Source organism: Lutibacter sp. (assembly GCF_041555395.1).
Taxonomy (GTDB): Bacteria; Bacteroidota; Bacteroidia; order Flavobacteriales; family Flavobacteriaceae; genus Lutibacter.
In genome coordinates, this window is sequence record NZ_JBFFKM010000107.1 from 1 (window position 1) to 2915 (window position 2915).

General features: G+C 33.6%; 4 protein-coding genes. 3 read left to right on the forward strand and 1 reads right to left on the reverse strand.

Annotated features, from left to right (window positions below; genetic code table 11):
• Positions 1 to 160: 160 nt before the first annotated feature.
• The gene (locus tag ABY285_RS12395; protein WP_372770524.1) at positions 161 to 988 is read right to left on the reverse strand and encodes an FKBP-type peptidyl-prolyl cis-trans isomerase; all 828 of its coding nucleotides are present in this window, start codon (positions 986 to 988) and stop codon (positions 161 to 163) included.
• A gap of 78 nt (positions 989 to 1066) precedes the next feature.
• Here ABY285_RS12395 and ABY285_RS12400 point away from each other — a divergent pair, with 78 nt between their 5' ends.
• The 3 genes from ABY285_RS12400 to ABY285_RS12410 are packed head-to-tail and all read left to right on the forward strand — an operon-like array spanning position 1067 to position 2816.
• A complete protein-coding gene (locus tag ABY285_RS12400; protein ID WP_372770526.1) occupies positions 1067 to 1450 on the forward strand; it encodes an RNA-binding S4 domain-containing protein in 384 nt (127 codons plus the stop codon).
• Positions 1434 to 2225: an SDR family oxidoreductase gene (locus ABY285_RS12405; RefSeq protein ID WP_372770528.1), complete on the forward strand. Its 792-nt coding sequence runs from the start codon at positions 1434 to 1436 to the stop codon at positions 2223 to 2225. The genes ABY285_RS12400 and ABY285_RS12405 overlap by 17 nt, the downstream gene beginning before the upstream one ends.
• A 3-nt stretch (positions 2226 to 2228) precedes the next feature.
• Positions 2229 to 2816 carry an SAM-dependent methyltransferase gene (locus tag ABY285_RS12410; protein ID WP_372770530.1) on the forward strand — a complete coding sequence of 196 codons (588 nt, stop codon included), beginning with the start codon at positions 2229 to 2231 and terminating at the stop codon, positions 2814 to 2816.
• Positions 2817 to 2915: the final 99 nt, after the last annotated feature.

A 2915-nucleotide genomic window follows, 5' to 3' on the forward strand; every position in this document is an offset into this window, starting at 1 on the left:
AGCCAAATTCAATTAAGCGTACATATAAACCTTCTTAAAATTAATGGAGAAGGCGGCAGATTAAGAACCGGTTGGAGAGGCAAAGGATGTCCTAACTAATAAAAAAAGCTTCCCAATTTATTTTGGGAAGCTTTTTTATTAGTTATGCAGTAAAAGTTTATTAATTGTCTTTATCCAAGAAATTTGGAGTTCCGTCTCCGTCTGTATCGTCATCAAACCAATTTCCGTTTCCGTTGGTATCTTCATCTTTGGTTGGTTTTCCGTCATTATCATCGTCGACATCAAGATAATCCATAATTAAATCTCCATCTGTATCGTCATTTTTTACGTCGCCATCACCATTTCTATCTTCTAAAATAGAAGAAATCCCATCATTATCATGATCTGCTATATTCACATCATTTAAAGTAATTTGAAAAACTAGTGGAGAGTTTGGAGGAATCACATTTTGCCCAAAGTTACCATAAGCCAAGCCTGAAGGTATAAATAAAAGCCCTTTTCCGGTGTTTTCATAATAGAAAGACTCATCGGTATTCATAATTTTGGTTCCTCCCTTAAAATTCGTAAAACCATAACTCCATCCGTCAATTACACCCGTAAGCGGCAACCATGTCAAAGTTGAGCGAGAATCAAAAACCGTACTGTCCAATAACATTCCAGTATAGGTTGTTAATACGGAATCGGCTCTGCTTGGGGAAATTGTAGTTCCTACTACCTGTTTTAAATAGTATAATTTATAGGAAATTTCATTTTTCGTGATGTTCTGCGTCTCAACTTGTCCCATCAAAGGTGCTTCACCATTTTTTATGGTATAAATACCACCATCAACATCATTTAAATAATGTGTTTGTAAGTATTCTTTTAAAGCAGTATCATCATCTAAAGCTTGTTTTTCCGCATCAAAAGATTCTTTGTTATTATCGTCTTTACTACAAGAAAAAATTACACTGCTTAAAGCGAGTATAAAAAATATATTTTTAAATTTCATTCAGGTTAATTTTTAAGGGCGCAAGATACTATTTTCATACCTTTGTTAAAAGGGAAATTTATAATTTAACTTTATTATATGAGAATTGATAAATATTTGTGGTGTGTACGATATTACAAAACCAGAAGTCTTGCCACGGAAGCTTGTAGAAAAGGCCATATTAAATTAAATGGAGATAATGTAAAAGCTTCAAAGATCGTTTTTAAAGACGAAAAATTGATTGTCCGAAAAAACCAAATTAATTACGAAATTCAAGTTATCGACACACCCGCAAACCGCGTTGGTGCTAAATTTGTTGATTTATACCGAATAGATTTAACACCGAAAGAAGAATTTGAAAAATTAGATCTTCTAAAATATTCTAAAGATTATTATCGGAAAAAAGGTGTTGGAAGACCCACTAAAAAAGACAGACGGGATTTAGATGATTTACATGAGGAAGGAGATGGAAATGAAGATTAATTTAGAAGGTAAAAATGCGCTGGTTGGCGCAAGCACACAAGGATTGGGTAAAGCAATTGCTTTACAGTTGGCAAGTTGCGGTGCTTCCGTTACATTAATGGCCAGAAATGAGGAAAAACTGAAAGCCACAATTGCCGAGCTGGACACTCGTTTTAATCAAAAACATGAGTATATTGTTGTTGATTTTTATGATTTCAATGCTTTTGAAGCAATAACTTCAAACTATTTTAAAAATAACACCATTGATATTTTGGTTAATAATACCAACGGACCAGAAGCTGGCGGTGTTTTTGAAAAAAATATCGGCGATTACCAAAAAGCCTTCGATTTATTGTTTAAAACAACCTGTCATCTTACTTTGTTGGCGATTGAAAACATGAAGAAAAACAATTACGGACGAATTATCAACACCGCTTCATTGACCGTTAAAGAGCCTTTGTCAAACCTGGTTTTATCAAATACCATAAGAGCTGCAGTTGCCATTTGGGCAAAGACGCTGGCGACAGCTATTGCCCCATTTGGCATTACTGTCAATACTATTTTAACAGGGCTTTTTGATACGGAAAGAATAAAGCAGCTCAATAAAATTCAGGCAACTGCCAAAGGAATTTCATTAGAAGAAAATTTAAAACTAATGACGCAGGAAATTCCTGCAGGAAGATTGGGAAAACCTGAAGAATTTGGGTATTTGGTTTCCTTTTTAGCCTCAAATTATTCATCATATATTACGGGAACCAACATTTCAATAGATGGAGGATTCATAAAATCATTATAAAAAATGAAAACTCGATTTGATAAAGCATATTGGGAAAGCAAGTACAGCAATGAAGCAACAGGATGGGATATTGGCTATGCTTCTACCCCACTAACCACCTATTTTGAACAATTGACCAACAAAAAATTAAAAATTTTAATACCGGGTGGCGGTAATTGTTACGAAGCTGAATATTTAGTTGGACATGGTTTTAAAAACATCTTTGTTATTGATATTGCTGAACAACCTTTAAGAAACTTAAAAACCCGATTCCCCGATTTTCCTGACAACCATTTAATTCACGGTGATTTTTTTAATCATACCGAAAAATATGATTTAATTTTGGAGCAAACTTTTTTTTGTGCATTGGATCCTGTTTTACGTAAAAAGTATGCTGAAAAAATGGCTAATTTATTAAAGGAAAATGGCAAATTGGCCGGGCTTTTATTTGATTTTGAGCTGACTGAAGAAGGTCCGCCTTTTGGTGGTTCGTCATCAGCATATTTGCAGCTGTTTACGCACTATTTCACTATTAAAAAATTAGAAAGATGTTATAATTCAATTCAACCGAGAGCTGGAAGAGAATTGTTTTTTATCTTTGAAAAAAAATAACCAAATGGAAAGTTCAATTATTTTAACGAATGAGCAAATTGAAAATAAAACGCGAAGAATTGCGTATCAGATATATGAAGTAAATTTCAATGAGAAAGA